The organism is Nonomuraea sp. NPDC049709, assembly GCF_040674815.1.
In the GTDB taxonomy this organism is placed as follows: domain Bacteria; phylum Actinomycetota; class Actinomycetes; order Streptosporangiales; family Streptosporangiaceae; genus Nonomuraea.
This window is the reverse complement of the sequence record NZ_JBFANM010000028.1, coordinates 100,183-116,667: the sequence shown is the minus strand read 5'-3', so window position 1 is coordinate 116,667 and position 16,485 is coordinate 100,183. Positions and strand designations below refer to the sequence as shown.

The following is a 16,485-nucleotide window of genomic DNA, read 5'->3' as shown; positions in this document are numbered from 1 at the left end:
GCGCCGGGGGCGCTCGATGCGCGATTTTGCCGGTATTCCCTGGGAGGTCTAGACACGCCGCCCTCGCGAGGATTACAAAGACATCCCATGTCGGTGTGGTGAAGACAGCTTCACTTCCCCGAAACATCCCATGGAGGGACACCTTCGTGCGTCAACATCACCAAGGGCGGCCGTCGTGGCCGAGCTGATCACCGCCATCGAGGCCCACGACATCCGTTTCCCCACCTCACGGGACCTCGACGGCTCCGACGCCATGAACCCCGAGCCCGACTACTCAGCCGCGTACGTGATCGTGCGGACCGGCGACGGGCAGGAAGGGCACGGGCTCGCCTTCACCGTCGGGCGCGGCAACGAGATCGCCGTCGCCGCCGTGGAGTCGCTGGCGCCGCTGGTCACCGGGCGGCCGGTGGCCGAGGTGCTCGGCGATCTGGGCGGGGTGTCCCGCCGGCTCACCGGCGACAGCCAGCTGCGCTGGCTCGGTCCGGAGAAGGGCGTCATCCACATGGCGGCCGGAGCCGTGCTCAACGCCCTGTGGGACCTTCGCGCGCGCAGGGCGGGCAAGCCGCTGTGGCGGCTGCTGTCGGAGCTGCCACCGGAGGAGATCGTCGACGTCGTCGACTTCCGCTACCTGGAGGACGCGCTCACCCGGGAGGAGGCGCTGGCCATCCTGCGCGGCGCCGAGCCGGGCCGGGCCGAGCGCCGCGCACGCCTGCTGGCCGAGGGCTACCCCGCCTACACCACCACTCCCGGCTGGCTCGGCTACACCGACGACAAGCTGGCCCGGCTGGCGGAGGAGGCGGTCGCCGACGGGTTCCGCCAGATCAAGCTGAAAGTCGGCGCCGACCTGGCCGAGGACGTCCGGCGCCTGCGGCTGGCCCGCGAGACGGTCGGCCCCGATGTGCGCATCGCCGTGGACGCCAACCAGGCGTGGAACGTCGGGCAAGCGATCGAGTGGCTGGCCCCACTCGCCGAGTTCGACCTGTACTGGATCGAGGAGCCCACCTCGCCCGACGACGTGCTCGGCCACGCCGCCATCCGCAAGCAGGTGGCGCCCATCAAGGTCGCCACCGGCGAGCACACCCACAACCGGGTGATGTTCAAGCAGCTCCTGCAGGCGGGCGCGATCGACATCCTGCAGCTCGACGCCGCCAGAGTCGCCGGCGTCAACGAGAACATCGCCATCCTCCTGCTGGCCGCCAAGTTCGGGGTGCCGGTGTGCCCGCACGCGGGCGGCGTCGGCCTGTGCGAGATGGTCCAGCATCTGTCGATGTTCGACTACGTGGCCGTCAGCGGCACCACCGAGGACCGCGTCATCGAGTACATCGACCATCTGCACGACCACTTCACCGACCCGGTCGTGATCCGGGGCGGCCGGTACCTCGCCCCCGCACGTCCGGGCGGGGGCGCCGAGATGCATCCGGCATCCCGCGCCGAGTACGCCTACCCGCACGGCCCCCAATGGGCCGCCGACGCGGCGGGTGCGATGTGACGCGCTCCCCAGCCGCCACCCAGCACAGGGAAGGAACACTCATGAGAAGAGGACTCGCCTTAGGGACGGCCGTCGCCCTGTCGGCCGGCCTGGCCACCGCCTGCGGGGGCGGCGGAGGCGGCGGCACGGCTGCCTCAGGAGGCGGCAAGCCGGTCGTCGGGGTGGACTATCCCCGCTCCGACACCGACTTCTGGAACTCCTTCATCAAGTACGTCCCCCAGTTCGGCGCCGAGAACGGCCTGGAGCTGAAGACCTCCAACTCGCAGAACGACATCTCCAAGCTCACCGCCAACGTGCAGAGCTTCATCAGCCAGGGCGTCAAGGGCGTCGTGCTGGCGCCGCAGGACACCGCCGCCGTGGCCCCCACCCTCCAGCAGCTCAACACCAAGAAGATCCCCGTCGTCATGGTCGACACCCGCCCCGAGCAGGGCGACGCCTACATGGTGGTACGCGCCGACAACCGGGCCTACGGCGAGAAGGCGTGCAAGTTCCTCGGCGAGAAGCTGTCCGGCAAGGGCAAGGTCGTGATGCTCCAGGGCGACCTGGCCTCCATCAACGGCCGCGACCGCACCGAGGCGTTCAACACCTGCATGAAGGCCAGTTACCCCGGTATCACGGTGTTCGGCGAGGCCACCAACTGGGACGGCGCGGTCGCCTCGCAGAAGCTGCAGACCCAGCTCACCGCCAATCCGGACATCAAGGGTGTCTACATGCAGTCGAGCTTCGCCCTGTCGGGCACCCTCCAGGTGCTGCAGCAGCGCGGCCTCCTGGTTCCGCCGGACGATCCCAAGCACGTCTTCGTCATCTCCAACGACGGCATCCCCCAGGAGCTCAAGGAGATCGCCGCCGGCAACATCGACGCCACCGTCTCCCAGCCGGCCGACCAGTACGCCAAGTACGCGCTGCAGTACACCAAGGCCGCCATCGACGGCAAGACGTTCAAGCCGGGACCGACCGACCACGACAGCACCATCATCCAGGTGCGCCCCGGCCTGATGGAGGACCAGCTCTCCGCGCCCCTGGTCACCGCCGACGGCGCCACCTACGCGGGCGTGGCGAGCGTCAAGCCGGGCGACTCCTCGCTGTGGGGCAACAACCTTGGCGGATGACCAGGCGGTGACACCCCTCGTCGAGGCGGTGGGTGTCACCAAGAGATACGGGGAGACCGTCGCGCTGGACCGTGCCGGGATCCGCGTCATGCCCGGCCAGACCCACGCGCTCGTCGGCCGCAACGGAGCCGGGAAGTCCACCCTTGTGTCGATCCTCACCGGGCTCCAGGCGCCCGACGAGGGCGAGGTGCGCTTCGGCGGCGAGCCCGCCCCGCGCCTGGCCGACCGCGATGCCTGGCGGCAGCGGGTGGCCTGCGTCTACCAGAAGTCCACGATCATCCCCGAGCTGACCGTGGCGGAGAACCTCTACCTGCACCGCCACGACCTGAACCGGCTCGGGCTGGTCCGCTGGGCGGCCCTGCGGCGCAAGGCGGCCGAGTTGCTCGCCACCTGGTCGGTGGACGTCGACGTGCGCCTGCCGGCCGGCGAACTGGACGTCGAGCAGCGGCAGTTCGTGGAGATCGCCCGTGCGCTGTCGTTCGGCGCCCGGTTCATCATCCTCGACGAGCCGACCGCCCAGCTCGACGCGGCCGCCATCGCCCGGCTGTTCACCCGTATCCGCACCCTGCAGGAGCAGGGGGTGACCTTCCTGTTCATCAGCCACCACCTGCAGGAGATCTACGAGATCTGCGACACGGTCACGGTCTTCCGCGACGCCCGGCACATCCTGACCACCACGGTGGCCGATCTGCCGCACGCGGAGCTGGTGGCGGCGATGGCGGGAGAGGCCGCCGGCCTGGCGGAGGCGTCCTCCCGGCCGGCCGTGCCGGGCGGCGCCGGTGTGGTGCTCGGCGTGCGCGGCCTGACGTACGGCGACGCCTACCGGGAGATCGACTTCGAGATCCGGTCCGGCGAGATCGTCGGCCTGGCCGGCGCGGCCGGCAGCGGCAGGACCGAGCTGGCCGAGACCGTCGTCGGGTTGCGCGCGGCCGACTCGGGCGCGATCGAGGTCGCCGGGCGCGCGCCCCGTCCCGGGAGCGTGCCCGACGCGCTCGCCGCAGGTGTCGGCTTCGTCCCCCGCGACCGGCACCACCAGGGGTTCGTCCCGATGATGTCGATCGCCGACAACGCCACCATGACCATTCCCGACCAGCTCGGCGAGGCCGGCCTGATCAGCAACCGGCGGCGCGACCGGCTGGCCAGGACGCTGATCGCCAACCTGGCGATCAAGACCCCCGGTCCCGGCCTGCCCGTGATGGGCCTGTCCGGCGGCAACCAGCAGAAGGTCGTCATGGCCAGGGCGCTGGCCTCCGATCCCCGGCTGCTCGTGCTGATCACTCCCACGGCCGGGGTGGACGTCAAGTCCAAGGAGTTCCTGCTCGGCAAGGTCGAGGAAACGGCCGCCAGGGGAACCGGCGTGCTGATCGCCTCCGACGAACTCGACGACCTGCGGCTGTGCGACCGGCTGCTGGTGATGTTCCAGGGCCGTGTCGTCGCCGAGATGGCCGCCGGATGGCACGACCACGACGTGGTGGCGGCCATGGAAGGAGTCCGGCTCGATGCCTGAGAGAACTCTCACGCCCGCCACCGAGAACGCCGCCCCCGAGCGGGAACGCCCGCGGATACGGCTGGCCCGGCTGCGCGACTTCGCCCTGATCCCCGCGATCATCGCGATCGCCGTCGTCGGCCAGATCGTCAACCCGATCTTCCTGCAGGGCGACAACCTGATCAACATCCTGCAGACCATGTCGGAGATCTCCCTGCTGGTCCTGGCCCAGACCATCGTGCTGGTCGCCGGCAAGATGGACCTGTCACTGGAGTCGACGTTCGGCCTCGCGCCGGGCGTGGCGGCGTGGCTGACCGTGGCCGCCGGTTCGGGTGCCGGGCTGGGCCTGCTGCCGGGCGCCTGGTCGATCCCCGTCACCCTGGCCGTCGGCGTGCTCATCGGCGTGATCAACGCGCTGCTGATCGTACGGTTCGGGCTCAACGGCTTCATCGTCACCCTCGGCATGCTCATCGTGCTGCGCGGCCTGCTCACCGGCATCTCCGGCGGCCAGACCTTCTTCAACCTGCCGGCGTCGATGCTCTATCTCGGCTCGGCCCTGTGGCTCGGCGTGCCCGCCTCGATCTGGCTCTGCCTGCTGCTGTTCGCCGCCGGAATCGTGCTGCTGGGCTTCACCAAGTACGGCCGGGCCCTGTACGCCATCGGCGGAAACGTGGACGCGGCCAAGGCGGCCGGCATCCGTACCGACCGGGTGTTGTGGACCGCCCTGGTGGGCGCCGGCGTGCTGGCCGCGCTCGGCGGCCTGCTGATGTCGGGGCACCTCGCCTCCGTGGCGGCCGCGCAGGGTGACGGCGCCATCTTCACCGTGTTCGCCGCGGCCGTCATCGGCGGCGTCGGCCTCAACGGCGGCAAGGGCACGGTGTTCGGCGCGTTCACCGGCATCCTCCTCCTCTACATGATCCAGAACGTCCTCACCCTGGCCGGCGTGCCCGCCCAGTGGATCCAGGCCCTCAACGGCGCGATCATCATCGTCGCCCTCGTCCTGTCCCGCCTCACCGGAGGCAAGGTCCAGGAATAGCCCGCCGCGCCGTCCCCGAGCACCGCACCCCCTACCGATTGGGAACAGCCATGTCCGAACACCACCTGACACGAAGGCAGCTGATGAGGATCGGTACAGCCGGGGCCGGCGCGCTCCTGCTGCCGATGCAATGGACGGCGGTCGCCCGGGCCGCTTCGACGCCGCCCCCCGAGGTGCGCGCCGCCAACGACCTGGCGCTCTGGTACGACGAGGCCGCCGGCACCGACTGGCTGCGAGCGCTCCCGATCGGCAACGGCCGCCTGGGCGCCATGGTGTTCGGCAACGTCGACACCGAGCGGTTGCAGCTCAACGAGGACACCGTCTGGGCGGGCGGACCGTACGACCAGAGCAACCCGAAGGGTGCGCAGGCGCTGCCGGAGATCCGGCGGCTGGTCTTCGAGAACCAGTGGACGCAGGCCCAGGACCTGATCAACCAGACGATGCTCGGCAAGCCCGCAGGCCAGCTGGCCTACCAGCCCGTCGGCAACCTACGGCTCGACTTCGGCGGCGCCGCCGGGGCGTCGGAGTACAACCGCCAACTGGATCTCACCACCGCCACGACCTCCGTGACCTACGTCCTGAACGGCGTGCGGTACCGGCGCGAGGTGTTCGCGAGCGCGCCGGACCAGGTGATCGCCATTCGCCTGACCGCCGACCGGCCCGGCTCGATCACGTTCTCCGCGACGTTCGACAGCCCGCAGCGGACGACCCGCTCCAGCCCGGACGCGACCACCGTGGCACTCGACGGCGTCTCGGGCGACATGGATGGAGTGGCCGGTTCGGTGCGCTTCCTGGCGCTGGCCCGGGCCGTCGCCGACGGCGGCAGCGTCACCAGCTCCGGCGGCACCCTGCAGGTGTCCGGCGCCGACAGCGTGACACTGCTGATCTCCATCGGCTCCAGCTACGTGAACTACCAGGATGTCGGCGGCGACTACCAGGGCATCGCGCGGAAGCACCTCGACGCCGCCCTCAAGCGGCCCTACGACAAGCTGCGCGGCCGGCACGTGGCCGACTACCAGCGGCTGTTCGGGCGTACGACGCTCGACCTCGGCCGTACCGCGGCGGCCGACCAGCCGACCGACGTTCGCATCGCGCAGCATGCGGGCACCGACGACCCGCAGTTCGCCGCGCTGCTGTTCCAGTTCGGCCGATACCTGCTGATCTCCTCCTCACGGCCCGGCACCCAGCCGGCCAACCTGCAGGGCATCTGGAACGACCAGATGCGCCCGCCGTGGGACTCGAAGTACACCATCAACGCCAACCTGCCGATGAACTACTGGCCCGCCGACTCGACGAACCTGTCCGAGTGTTACGCGCCGGTGTTCGACATGATCAAGGACCTCACCGTGACCGGCGCCCGCACCGCCGAGGCACAGTACGGGGCGGGCGGCTGGGTCACCCACCACAACACCGACGCGTGGCGGGCCACCTCGGTCGTCGACGGCGCGTTCTGGGGCATGTGGCAGACCGGCGGCGCCTGGCTGGCCGCCTTGATCTGGGACCACTACCTGTTCACCGGCGACGCCGGCTTCCTGCGCGCGAACTACCCGGCCATGAAGGGCGCCGCGCAGTTCTTCCTCGACACCCTGGTGCCGGAGCCGGAACTCGGCTGGCTGGTCACGAACCCGTCCAACTCACCCGAGCTCAGTCACCACCCGGATGCCAGCGTGGCCGCCGGCCCCACCATGGACATGCAGATCCTGCGGGACCTGTTCGACGGCTGCGCCGGGGCGAGCAAGGTGCTCGGCGTGGACGCGGACTTCCGGGCCGAGGTCGAGGCCGCCCGCGCGCGGCTGGCGCCGATGAAGATCGGCTCCCGCGGCAACATCCAGGAATGGCTCTACGACTGGGTGGAGACCGAGCGCACCCACCGGCACGTCTCACACCTGTACGGCCTGCATCCCAGCAACCAGATCACCAGGCGCGACACGCCCGAGCTGTTCGAGGCCGCGCGCCGGACGCTGGAGTTGCGCGGCGACGACGGGACGGGCTGGTCGCTGGCCTGGAAGATCAACTACTGGGCCAGGCTGGAGCAGGGTACGCGGGCGCACGACCTGGTCCGCGCCCTCGTCTCACCGGCCCGGCTCGCGCCGAACATGTTCGACCTGCACCCTCCGTTCCAGATCGACGGCAACTTCGGCGCCACGTCCGGCATCGCGGAGATGCTGCTGCACAGCCACAACAGTGAGCTGCACCTGCTGCCGGCCCTGCCGGCGGCCTGGCCGAAGGGACGGGTGACGGGCCTCCGGGGCCGCGGCGGTCACACCGTCGGCGCGGCGTGGAGCGAAGGGCAGGCCGACGAGTTCCTGATCACGCCCGATCGCGACGGCACCGTGAGAGTCCGCGCCGAGATGTTCACCGGGCGCTACAAGGTGGTCGACGCCATGCGCGGCGGCCAGGCCCGCACCAGGAAGGTCGGCCCCGACCTGATCGAGCTCACCGGGAAGGCCGGCCACACCTATCGCGCGTACAGCTTGCAGAAGGTCCGGCTCGGCGCACCGGCCGAGGTGATCCCGGGGCAGGAGGCCAAGGTCACCGTCACCGTCCGGGCGATCGAGATGCCGCTGGCCCCTTCGGCCACGGTGTCCGTCGAGGCTCCGGAGGGGTGGAGCGTGACGCCCGCCCAGGTCGTGCTGGGGCCCCTGAGGCCCGGCTCGGAGCGCACCGCCGAGTTCAAGGTCACCCCGGGCGCGGACGAGCCCCTGGGCACCGCGGTCCTGACCGGCAAGGCGGCCGGCCGTGACTGGACCTCGTCGGTGAAGGCAACGGTCCGGACCTCCGCCGGCCTCCCCGCCCAGGCGCCGGCCGGTTCCGCGGCCACCGCTGGCCCTGCCGTCAGCCAGGGCGGGGCGGACCTCCCGTAGCCCGAGCTCGAATCTGCTGATCGGTGCCAGGACCAGGCCCGCCGGGCCCGTTTCCTGCGCTGGGGTCGATCTCCGCCGCAGGGAACGGGCCCGGACGCGAAGGGCCGGCATGTGCCGCTAATTAGGCAGCGGGGGAACAGGCCGTGCCGTTGAGGGCGAACTGCGCGGGTGCCGTGTTCGTCCCGCTGTAGGTGGCCTGGAAGCCGAAAGTGACGGCGGCTCCGGCGGCGACGGTGGCGTTGTAGGGGGCGTTGCGCGCGGTCACCTGGGCGCCTTGCTGGGTGGCGGCGGCGTTCCAGGCGTTGGTGATCTGCTGGTTGCCCGGCCAGGCCCAGGTCAGCGTCCAGCCGTTGACGTCGGCCGGGCCGGTGTTGGCGATGGTGACGGCGGCGGTGAACCCGTTGTTCCAGGTGCTGGGTGTGTAGGTGACCCGGCAGGCGCCGGTCGGGGGAGTGGGCGTGCTGGTGGGACCGCTGTCGGTGAGGCCGAAGAACTGGATGGCGGCCGCGGCCATGCCGCTCGCGGGGAGGCTGTGCCCGGCACCCTGGATGCCGTACGCCTCGACCTTCACCGTCCCGGTGGAGTCGGCGTACCGGCGGCGGTTCCAGTTGGCCTGCGGCGTGTCGGTGCTGGTGGGCGTCTGGCTGAGGCCGAAGACGTTGGTCCACTGGTCGATCTGCTGCTGCAGCGTGGCGTAGTAGACGAGGGTGTCGTTCGTGCCGTGCCAGAGCTGCACGCGCGGCCGCGCACCGGTGTACCCGGGGTAGGCGGCGCGGACCAGGTCCCCCCACTGCTGCGGCGTCTTGCTGATGCGTCCGGAGGCGCAGTCGCTGGCGCCCGGTGAGGGGATGTAGTCGGCCTCGTTCGCGAAGCAGCTGTGCGGCACGCCCATGAACGCGGCGCCGGCCCTGAAGACGTCCGGGTAGTTGCCGAGCATGATGTTGGTCTCCATGCCGCCGGCCGAAGTGCCGGTGACGAACACGCGGCCGGCGTCGCCGCCGAAGCGCTCCAGCGTGTACGTGATCATGGACATGAGCGAGACCGGATCGCTGCCGCCCCCGCGCACATGCGACTCGGACGACCAGGAGTCGAAGCAGTTGCCCTTCTTGGAGGCCGACGGGTAGACGACGACGAAGCCGTACCGGTCGGCGAGGGAGGCGAACTCCGAGCCGGAGTAGAGACCGGGTCCGGAACCGCCGCAACCGTGCATGGCCAGCACGATCGCGGGGCGTGCCGGGCGGTTGTCCGGCGCGTACACGTGCATGCGGAGATTGCCCGGGTTGGCGCCGAACCCGGTCACCTCGGTCAAGGTGGCCGCGGCGGCCTGGTGGGGGAGTGCCGCGGTCAATGCGGCGCACAACACCGCGGCGCAGACACCGGCCACCCACGCGGTCAGTCGTTCCATTCGCCCTCCTCTGCTCGGTGCCCGAGGTGCGGCGGCGTCGGCACGCGGCCGCATCGACGTCGGTTGCTGGACCATAGGAGCGCCCCGATCGGCCGTCAACGTTGGGCCTTCGCGGGGTCATGGCGAGAAGATCGCGCGAAAGCGCATTTCCGCTGTGTATCAAGCAACTTGTTATCAAGCAGCTTGATATATGAGGCGAGAAACTTTCATCGCACTGGGCGAGCGATATCGTCTCCCCGTGACCGACCGCGAGATCTCCCCGGCCGCCTCGCCCGACTCCACGGCGCCGCGGGTGAGCTATCTGGTGTTCCGGCTGGAGCGCTACATCCGAGGCCGCCTGGACGAGGCCCTCGCCCGGCACGGCGTCACGACCACCGAGTACATGGCGCTGAGCGAGCTGCGACTGCGCGACGGGCCGTCCTCGGCAGATCTGGCCCGCATCGCCTTCGTCACCCCGCAGGCGATGAGCCTTGTCATCCGCGACCTCGAACGACGCGGTCTGATCCGTCGAGACCCGCAGCCCGGCGCGGGCCGCGTGCTGCGTGCCCGCCTCACCCGTGAGGGCCTGTCCACCTTGCGGCGCTGCGACCGGTCCGTGGACGAGATCGAGGCGCTCATGTTCGCCGAGGTCGACGACACCGCGCGCAAGACGCTGGCGGAGAGCCTTTCGGCCTGCGCGCGCAGCCTGCACCCCTGATTCGCCGAGGAACGACGCTGGTCGTCGACTCTGGCGCATGCCTTCGGCGCCAGGACCCGCGATACCGTGGCGCGGCTATGCCGACTGACGCAACGACATCACCGCCCAGGGCGCCAGCTCGACATCGAGCTCCAGCACGCCGTCGTCGGGCACGGTCAGCGTGAACCTGAGGAGCGAGTCGGCGACCTTGCTCAGGTGCACGCTCTCGGCCCGGGACGGGTTGACAGGCGACCCGAGCTGGTACCAGGCCTCGGCGACGTTCCCGTGCTCCCAGTCCAGGACCTCGACCAGGAACGTGGTGCCGGGCTCCAGGCCGCCGATCGAGTGGTGGATCCTCCGGCTCGGCCCCACCTCCGCCAGCGCGCGTGTCGCCGGGTACGCGTTCTCCGAGCCGAGGCCCCTCATGGCCATGTCGTCGGGGTAGTTGAAGAACACCGCGGACACGGCCGACGTCCGGCTGTCACGCGTCACGACCCCGTCGGACGTCGCGAGGAGCAGCCGGTCGCCGAGCCGTTCCAGCATCGCGAACGCGTGGAACGTGGGCTTGCGGATGCCCGCCTCGTTCACCAGCCCGAACCCGCCGTGGAACGGTCCGATCCCGGCGCCGCCCTCCTCGAACACGTCCGTGAAGGCCCAGTAGGCGATCGAGTCGGCGAGGGTGGCGCACTTGAGGTACGACCGGGTGATGTACGTCGCCGCGAACAGCGTGTCGTGGATGAAGTCGCGGGCCGACGGCGACGTCGACCACTCGGTGATGTGGATCTCCGCATCGGGATACGCGCTGTTCTGCACGAGCTTGCGAAGCAGGGTCAGGTCGTCGAACGTCGCGTCGGCGTACCGGGTGATCTGCACCGCCTCGCCGTCGGCGCCGAACGCGAAGTCGGTGGGGTACAGGTGGGTCGAGATGAAGTCGATCGGGAGCCCGCGCTCCGCGCACCAGGTGATGAAGTCCTCGATCCACACCGGGCGCCAGTCGAGCGCGTCCACGTCGGCCGCGGCGGCCGTCTCGCGCATCGCGGAGCGGTCCTCGACCTCGCCCTTGTAGCGGTCGTCGGGCACGAAGACGCTCGTCGCGGGCCCGCCCACCTTCAACGCGGGATCGATTTCCTTGATCGCTCGCACGGTCTGCTCGTAGAGCTCGAAGTACTCGGTTTTCGTGCCGGTCCAGAAGTGGGGGACCAGGTTCGGCTCGTTCCACACCTCGAAGCGCCACTCCCGCACCTCGGCGAGGCCGTACCGGTCGATCCAGTGCTCGACCGACCTCGTGACCAGCTCGACCCAGCGCGCCATGTCCTTGGGCGGGCTGCAGTGAGCGCCCCACCAGAACACCGTCTCGGTCTCCGTCGCCAGCTCGCGCGGCATGAAGCCCAGCTCGACGAAGGGACGGACACCGCTGTCCACAAGGAAGTCGAACACCTTGTCCACATAGCTGAAGGTGTACACGGGCGCGGCAAGGGGCGCGTTCGGCCCGAAACCGCCGCCGTAACTCTCCCTGTACACGAACATGTCGTCGTGAAAGACGCCGTGAAAGCGGATGTACTGGATTCCCGATGCGGCGACGACCTCGGCGAACTGCTGTCGCCAGTCCGCGCGCAGCGCCTCGTTCGCCCGTCCGGCGCCGACACACCTGCTCCAGACGTGCGGGAGCGCACTCTCGTCGCACCGCTTACCGTCGATCCGGAACCGAGCTCCGGGCACACTGTCGCTCGTCATGCTCTCACTTCTCCGCACAGAATCGTTTACGGGTGGGAAATGGCCGGCGGCAGTCGCGCCGGCATGTCGCCGCTAGCCCTTGACTGCGCCCAGCGACAAGCCTGACTGCCAATACCGCTGCAGGCTGAGGAACGCGATGATCAACGGGACGATCGTCAGCAGCGCGGACGTGATCACGAGATTCTGGATGAGGGCGCCGTTCCCGGCCGTCGAGCCCAGCTTGTTCCACTGATTGATGCCGACGGTCAGCGGATACCAGTCCGGGTTCTTGAGCATGATCAACGGCAGGAAATAGTTGTTCCAGATCGATACGAACGAGAAGAGCAGGACCGTCACGCTGGCCGGCGTGAGCAGCGGGAGCGCGATCTGCAGAAAGGTCCTGAACTCCCCGGCGCCGTCGATCTTGGCGGCCTCGAGCAGGCCTGTGGGCACGGCTTCGGCCGTGAACACCCACATCAGGTACAGCCCGAACGGGTTGATGAAGGACGGGATGAGGATCGCCCAGGGGGTGTCGGTCATGCCGAGCTGCGCGAACAGCAGGAACTGCGGGATCGCCAGGGCGATGCCGGGGACGGAGATCGACCCCAGGACGACGAGGAGGAACACCCGCTTGCCGGTGAAGTCGAGTTTCGCCAGGGCGTACCCGCCGAGAGCGGCCAGGAAGGTCGACACGGTCGCGCCCACGACCACGTAGAGAACGGTGTTGAGCAGCCACCGGGAGAAGATCCCGTCCTGATAGCTGAACACCTGCACGATGTTGTCCCACAGGGCGAACTCGCTACCGGGTGCGAGCCCGAACGACGACACGAAATCGGCCTGCGACTTGGTCGCGTTGATGACCAGCCACACGAGCGGCAGCAGGCAGTACAGGGTGAACAGGCCCGTCATCACGGTGAGAGTCGTGCTCTTCCTGGGATTGGCCACCGTGTGGAGCCGGCCCCCGCGGCCGGCGGACTTCCCGGCCTCGGCCGGCCGGCTAGTGGTCCGACGCATTGCGCAACCCCCTGATCTGGACGGCGTAGGCGACGGCGATCGTGATCGCTGCCATGACGAGTGCGAGTGCTGCCGCGTAGCCCTGCTGGGACCCGGTGAACGCCAGGTTGTAGGCGTACAGGTTGGGCGTGTAGAAGGTGGTGACGCCGCTGTTGGCCACCATCGAGGGCAGGATCTGCGGCTCGTTGAACATCTGGAACGTGCCGATGATCGAGAAGATGACCGTGACCACGAGGGATCCGCGCAGTGCCGGCAGCTTGATCGCGCGGACGACCTGGAACTCGTTCGCCCCGTCGATCGCCGCCGCCTCGTACAGCTCGCGCGGGACGGCCTTGAGCGAGGCGTAGAAGATGAGCATGTTGAAGCCGGTGAACGCCCACGTCACCATCACCCCGATGGAGATGAGCGTGGTGTCGGGGGAGAAGGGGTTGAAGTCCGTGCCCAGGGCCTCGTTGAGGCTGCCGAACAGGCCGTACTTGATGCCCAGCAGGAATCCCCACATGAGCGTCGACACGATCGCCGGCACCGCGTAGGGCAGGAAGATCGTCACCCGCAGGAACTTGGTGCCGTGCAGGCGCATGGAGTCCAGCGCGAGCGCCAGCGCCATGGCGAGGATCAGCATGATCGGCACCTGGACGAGCGTGAACCAGAAGACGCGTCCCACCCCGTCCCAGAACTGCGGATCCCGGAACAGCTTGCCGTAGTTGGCGAATCCGACGAACGTGTTGCCCCCGACGAGCTTGTCCTGGAAGAAGCTGAGGTAGGCGGCGTACCCGATGGGCACGATGAACACGAGCGCGAACAGCGCCGCGAACGGCGCGATGAACGCCAGTCCGATCTGTGGCTTGCGCCGCTTGCGCGCCGGCGCCGGATGCCGTGCCGCCTGCGGCGGTGCCATGGCCGAAGCGGTGACGTCAAGGTGACGTGCCTGGTCCATGTCTGTTCCTTCCGATCCATTGCGTTGCCCGGCTCGCTTCCGCACCGGTGGTGATGCGGCGGGGGCCGGTGCCGCAGGAGGGACGGCCCCCGCCCGGATGAGGAGCCGCTAGCTCACCTCGAAGCCCTGCTCGTTGCCGTACTGGATGCAGCGCTGCCGCCACTGTTCGAGGATCTCGGCGAGCGAGCCCTTGCCCGTGGTGTAGAACGGCGAGGCGAGGTCGCCGTAGATCGAGCGCGCCCATTCGAAGAACGGCGGGTACTGCCAGCCGCTGCCGACGATCTCCGAGGCCTCGGCCAGCACGGCGCCGACCTTCTGGTCGCCGAAGTACTTGTTGGCCTTGCTCTGGAACGCCTCGTTCTCCAGCACCGACATGTTCGGCACGAAGGCGCCCGCCTCGACGCGGGACGAGAGACCGCCGCCGTGCGTGAAGTACTCGAGGAACTTGAAGGCCGCTTCCTTGTGCTCGGCCGCGGCCGGGATGCCGAAGGAGCTTCCGCCGTTGGCCGCCCCGACCTTGGCTCCCTGCTGCCACTGCGGCATCAGGGCCACCCTGAAGTCACCGCCGGCCTGCGGCGCGCGCTCGGGCAGAGTCGAGGTCAGCCAGCCTCCCATGGTCTGGGTGGCGAGGGTCCCGTCGTTGAGGGTGCGGTTCCAGTCGTCGGACCACCCCGTGATCTTGGTGTTGATCAGGCCCTCGTCGAGCATCTTCTGCCAGAAGGCCACGGCCTTGGTCGTGCCCGCGTCGGTGAAGTCGATGTGCACCTTGTTGCCGTCCACCTTGAACGGGCGACCGCCGGCCTGCCAGATGAGCGAGAGCAGGAAGAAGATGTCTCCCGTGTCCTGGGCGATGTAGTAGTCGTCGCCGAGCGCGCGAACCTTTTTGGCGGCCTCGTAGTATTCGTCCCACGTGGCCGGTGGCTCGTCGATGCCCGCCTTCTTGAGCGTGGCCGCGTTGTAGAACAGCGCGGACGGCCCGTAGTCGGACGGCAGGGCGTAGACCTTGCCGTTGACCGTCACATCGCTCCACGCGGCCGGGACGTAGTCCTGCTTGAGCTTCTCGGCGCCGAGCTCCCCGAGATCGGCGAGCTTGCCAGGAACGGCGAAGTAGGGCACGGCGAAGTACTCGAACATCACCAGGTCAGGGACACCGGACCCGGCCTGGATGGCGTTGTCGAGCGCCTTGTACTCGTCCTGGGACGAGCCCGCGTTGACCACCTCGACCTTGATGTTCGGGTTCGCGGCCTGGAATCCGGGGACGGCCCGCTCGACGGTGCCGTCCCAGCTCCAGACCGTGAGCTTCACCTGCTCGGCACCGCCGCCGGTGCCGGATGCGCTGCCGCCGCCGGAGCATGCGGTCAGCGCGAGCATCGGCACGAGCACCGCGGAAAGGAGCCTGACCTTCTGGGAGAGCCGCATGGGCCTCTCCTCTCGTCCTGAGCTGGTTACGAAAATATTTCGCAACTTGTTCGTTGTTGCGAGGACATTAGGTGCCGCGTTCGTGCCGTGTCAACGGGTGCACACCCGTCGGCAACCCGGGGAACAGGGTTCGTGGTAGGTTCGAAACAGTTTCGTAGCGCCCGGAGAGGAGCCCTGATGCGACGGCAAGGTCGTTCCGAGCGAGCCACCTTGGCGGATGTCGCCCGGCTGGCCGGTGTCTCGCCGACGACCGCATCGAAGGTCCTCAACGGGCGCAGCGATGTGGGGGCGAAGACGCGCGAGCTGGTCCTCGGAGTCATGGCCGAGATCGGCTACAAGCCGACGGCGGCGCGATACGAGCAGACACGAGACCGCACCCTGGTCACCGTGCTCGACATCGTCGAGTCCCGCTATGCCGGGACGGTGCTGCAGGGGATCCTCGTGGCCGCGACCTCGGCGCAGGCCGAGCTCCTCCTTCGCCTGCCGCCCGACGAGCCGGTCAGCACGAGCCGCACGGCGGCCCGTGCCTGGCTGGAGGAGGAGAAGGTGTCCGGCGTGGTCGGCATCATCGCGCTCGCCGTCGCCGTGCCCGACCCGCTGCTCCTCGCCGCGGAGGACGTCGAGATGCCCGTCGTGACGATCGACCCGATCGACACGACCGAGTCACGCCTCGTCAGCATCGGCTCCACCAACTGGGCGGGCGGCCGCTCGGCGACCGAGCACGTCATCAGGTTCGGCCACCGCCGGATCGCCTGGATCGGCGGGCCGCTGGGCTCCGCCCCCTCGCTGGAACGCTTCCACGGCTACCAGGCCGCGCTCGACTCGGCCGGCATCGCGCCGGACCGCGCGCTGGTCCGCCACGAGGCGTTCTCCGTCGAGGCGGGGCAGCGCCACGGCCATGCCCTCCTCTCGCTCGACGAGCGGCCGACCGCGATCGTCGCGGGCAACGACGAGATCGCCGTCGGAGTCCTCGCGGCGGCCAAGGAGCTCGGCATCTCCGTCCCCGGCGAGCTGTCGGTCACCGGGTTCGACGACACGCCGCAGGCCCAGTGGACGACGCCCCGGCTCACGTCCGTCCGGCAGCCTCTCGTCGGCATGGGCAGGATGGCCGTCGAGACCGTCCTCGGCATGGCGGACGGCGTGCAGCCCGCCTCCCGGCACCTCCAGCTCGCGACGACCCTGAGCGTCCGCGACTCGACGGGTCCCGCGCCGTCGTCCTGAGCACACAGCAGCTCGACCGCCCTGCGAACCCGCAGCTCAGCAGTGATGCACGCCGTTCCGGCGCCGTACGGGCACCGCAGGCCGCCGGCGGGTCGGCTCCGGTCCGCGCAATCCGG

12 protein-coding genes are annotated in these 16,485 nt (G+C 69.4%); 7 read left to right on the top strand and 5 right to left on the bottom strand.

Features of this window, described 5'->3' with window-relative positions; all coding sequences use genetic code 11:
- The first annotated feature begins 175 nt into the window (after positions 1 to 175).
- The 5 genes from AB0J69_RS27660 (at position 176) to AB0J69_RS27640 (ending at position 7,984) form a co-directional block, all read left to right on the top strand.
- Positions 176 to 1,489 (top strand): L-fuconate dehydratase, encoded by a 1,314-nt coding sequence (locus AB0J69_RS27660; RefSeq protein WP_364122834.1) that lies wholly within the window; start codon positions 176 to 178, stop codon positions 1,487 to 1,489.
- A 41-nt stretch (positions 1,490 to 1,530) separates the two neighbouring features.
- Positions 1,531 to 2,598: a sugar ABC transporter substrate-binding protein gene (locus AB0J69_RS27655; RefSeq protein WP_364122832.1), complete on the top strand. Its 1,068-nt coding sequence runs from the start codon at positions 1,531 to 1,533 to the stop codon at positions 2,596 to 2,598.
- Positions 2,588 to 4,105, top strand: a complete 1,518-nt coding sequence (locus AB0J69_RS27650) for a sugar ABC transporter ATP-binding protein (RefSeq protein ID WP_364122830.1) — start codon at positions 2,588 to 2,590, stop codon at positions 4,103 to 4,105. The genes AB0J69_RS27655 and AB0J69_RS27650 overlap by 11 nt, the downstream gene beginning before the upstream one ends.
- A complete protein-coding gene (locus AB0J69_RS27645; RefSeq protein WP_364122828.1) occupies positions 4,098 to 5,120 on the top strand; it encodes an ABC transporter permease in 1,023 nt (340 codons plus the stop codon). The genes AB0J69_RS27650 and AB0J69_RS27645 overlap by 8 nt, the downstream gene beginning before the upstream one ends.
- An 83-nt stretch (positions 5,121 to 5,203) precedes the next feature.
- Positions 5,204 to 7,984 carry a glycoside hydrolase N-terminal domain-containing protein gene (locus AB0J69_RS27640; RefSeq protein ID WP_364122826.1) on the top strand — a complete coding sequence of 927 codons (2,781 nt, stop codon included), beginning with the start codon at positions 5,204 to 5,206 and terminating at the stop codon, positions 7,982 to 7,984.
- A 121-nt stretch (positions 7,985 to 8,105) separates the two neighbouring features.
- Here AB0J69_RS27640 and AB0J69_RS27635 read toward each other — a convergent pair whose 3' ends face one another.
- Entirely contained in the window at positions 8,106 to 9,389 is a 1,284-nt protein-coding gene (locus tag AB0J69_RS27635) for a PHB depolymerase family esterase (protein WP_364122824.1), read from the bottom strand.
- A gap of 238 nt (positions 9,390 to 9,627) precedes the next feature.
- Between AB0J69_RS27635 and AB0J69_RS27630 the strand changes: the two genes are divergently transcribed.
- Positions 9,628 to 10,086, top strand: a complete 459-nt coding sequence (locus tag AB0J69_RS27630; protein ID WP_364122822.1) for a MarR family transcriptional regulator — start codon at positions 9,628 to 9,630, stop codon at positions 10,084 to 10,086.
- A 75-nt stretch (positions 10,087 to 10,161) separates the two neighbouring features.
- Here AB0J69_RS27630 and AB0J69_RS27625 read toward each other — a convergent pair whose 3' ends face one another.
- The 4 genes from AB0J69_RS27625 to AB0J69_RS27610 form a co-directional block, all read right to left on the bottom strand.
- On the bottom strand, positions 10,162 to 11,799 hold the full coding sequence (locus AB0J69_RS27625) for a beta-xylosidase (protein WP_364122820.1): 1,638 nt from the start codon (positions 11,797 to 11,799) through the stop codon (positions 10,162 to 10,164).
- Positions 11,800 to 11,871: 72 nt separating this feature from the next.
- Complete coding sequence (locus AB0J69_RS27620; RefSeq protein ID WP_364122818.1) at positions 11,872 to 12,792, bottom strand: carbohydrate ABC transporter permease; 921 nt, start codon at positions 12,790 to 12,792, stop codon at positions 11,872 to 11,874.
- Positions 12,776 to 13,729, bottom strand: a complete 954-nt coding sequence (locus tag AB0J69_RS27615) for a sugar ABC transporter permease (protein ID WP_364122816.1) — start codon at positions 13,727 to 13,729, stop codon at positions 12,776 to 12,778. Before AB0J69_RS27615 ends, AB0J69_RS27620 begins: the two co-directional genes overlap by 17 nt.
- A 108-nt stretch (positions 13,730 to 13,837) precedes the next feature.
- Positions 13,838 to 15,148 (bottom strand): sugar ABC transporter substrate-binding protein, encoded by a 1,311-nt coding sequence (locus AB0J69_RS27610; protein WP_364122814.1) that lies wholly within the window; start codon positions 15,146 to 15,148, stop codon positions 13,838 to 13,840.
- Between the two features lie 177 nt (positions 15,149 to 15,325).
- Here AB0J69_RS27610 and AB0J69_RS27605 point away from each other — a divergent pair, with 177 nt between their 5' ends.
- Positions 15,326 to 16,369, top strand: a complete 1,044-nt coding sequence (locus AB0J69_RS27605) for a LacI family DNA-binding transcriptional regulator (RefSeq protein ID WP_364122812.1) — start codon at positions 15,326 to 15,328, stop codon at positions 16,367 to 16,369.
- Positions 16,370 to 16,485 lie beyond the last annotated feature (116 nt).

What these genes read in the sequence shown, in the direction of transcription:
- AB0J69_RS27655 (WP_364122832.1), top strand. Translation starts at nt 1,531, where the DNA reads ATGAGAAGAGGACTCGCCTTAGGGACGGCCGTCGCCCTGTCGGCCGGC.
- AB0J69_RS27645 (WP_364122828.1), top strand. Translation starts at nt 4,098, where the DNA reads ATGCCTGAGAGAACTCTCACGCCCGCCACCGAGAACGCCGCCCCCGAG.
- AB0J69_RS27640 (WP_364122826.1), top strand. Translation starts at nt 5,204, where the DNA reads ATGAGGATCGGTACAGCCGGGGCCGGCGCGCTCCTGCTGCCGATGCAA.
- AB0J69_RS27635 (WP_364122824.1), bottom strand. Translation starts at nt 9,389, where the DNA reads ATGGAACGACTGACCGCGTGGGTGGCCGGTGTCTGCGCCGCGGTGTTG.
- AB0J69_RS27625 (WP_364122820.1), bottom strand. Translation starts at nt 11,799, where the DNA reads ATGACGAGCGACAGTGTGCCCGGAGCTCGGTTCCGGATCGACGGTAAG.
- AB0J69_RS27620 (WP_364122818.1), bottom strand. Translation starts at nt 12,792, where the DNA reads ATGCGTCGGACCACTAGCCGGCCGGCCGAGGCCGGGAAGTCCGCCGGC.
- AB0J69_RS27615 (WP_364122816.1), bottom strand. Translation starts at nt 13,729, where the DNA reads ATGGACCAGGCACGTCACCTTGACGTCACCGCTTCGGCCATGGCACCG.
- AB0J69_RS27610 (WP_364122814.1), bottom strand. Translation starts at nt 15,148, where the DNA reads ATGCGGCTCTCCCAGAAGGTCAGGCTCCTTTCCGCGGTGCTCGTGCCG.
- AB0J69_RS27605 (WP_364122812.1), top strand. Translation starts at nt 15,326, where the DNA reads ATGCGACGGCAAGGTCGTTCCGAGCGAGCCACCTTGGCGGATGTCGCC.